Origin of the sequence: Inquilinus sp. CA228, assembly GCF_052078665.1 — a bacterium.
Taxonomy (GTDB): Bacteria; Pseudomonadota; Alphaproteobacteria; order DSM-16000; family Inquilinaceae; genus Inquilinus.
This window is the reverse complement of the sequence record NZ_JBQJIK010000192.1, coordinates 1-902: the sequence shown is the minus strand read 5'-3', so window position 1 is coordinate 902 and position 902 is coordinate 1. Positions and strand designations below refer to the sequence as shown.

The window sequence follows — 902 nt, the reverse complement described above, 5'->3', positions numbered from 1 at the left end:
AGCGACGGCCCGTTCGCCGACCCCGCCCGGCAGCGGCTGGATAGCGACGACATCGAGACGATCGCCGATTTCGTCGCCGATTTCGCCCGCAAGGCCGGTTGATGGGCCGCCTCGCCGACGACTGCTTCGCCCTCGGCGACCGCCTGCTGTCGGTCGAGGAGGCCGTGGCCGAGTTCCGAACCCGCCTGGCCGTGGTCGCCGAGGCCGAGACCGTCTCCCTCGCCGCGGCGGAAAACCGCTTCCTGGCCGAGGATCTGGTGGCGGACCGGTCGGTGCCGCCGCACGCCAACGCCGCGGTCGACGGCTATGCCTTTCACTTTGACGACCTGTCGACCGGCGACGAGCTGCGCGACCCCGGCACGCCGGTCGCCGAGGGCCAGATCTACGACGCCAACCGCTACCTGCTGGCGGCGCTGCTGCGCCGGCTGGGCTGCGATGTCGCCAACCGCGGCATCGTGCCGGACGGGGCCGATGCAGTCCGCTCGGCCCTGACCGCTGCAGCGGCGGAGGCCGATGCGATCGTCACCTCCGGCGGCGTCTCGGTCGGCGACGAGGACCACATCAAGGCGGCGCTGGAGGCGGCCGGCGGCCGGTTGCACCACTGGCGGCTGGCGATCAAGCCGGGGAAGCCGGTGGCGCTGGGCCAGATCGGCGGTGTGCCGCTGCTGGGCCTGCCCGGCAACCCGGTCGCGGCGATGGTGACCTTCCTGCTGGTGGCGCGGCCGCTGCTGCTGCATCTGGCCGGGGCCGAACCGCTGCCGCTGCGCCGCTTCCCGGTCGCCGCCGGCTTCGGCCACGGCAAGAAGCCGGGCCGCCGGGAGTTCCTGCGCGCGGTGCTGGAGACCGACCCGTCCGGCGCCCTGGTCGCCCGCCGCTATGGCCGCGAGGGCGCCGGCATGCTG

General features: G+C 74.3%; 1 protein-coding gene. It reads left to right on the top strand.

The genetic code is table 11. The features are described 5' to 3' along the window. Positions 1–101: 101 nt before the first annotated feature. A partial coding sequence (locus ACTOWL_RS37950; RefSeq protein WP_441326480.1) for a molybdopterin molybdotransferase MoeA occupies positions 102–902 on the top strand: 801 nt, incomplete at its 3' end.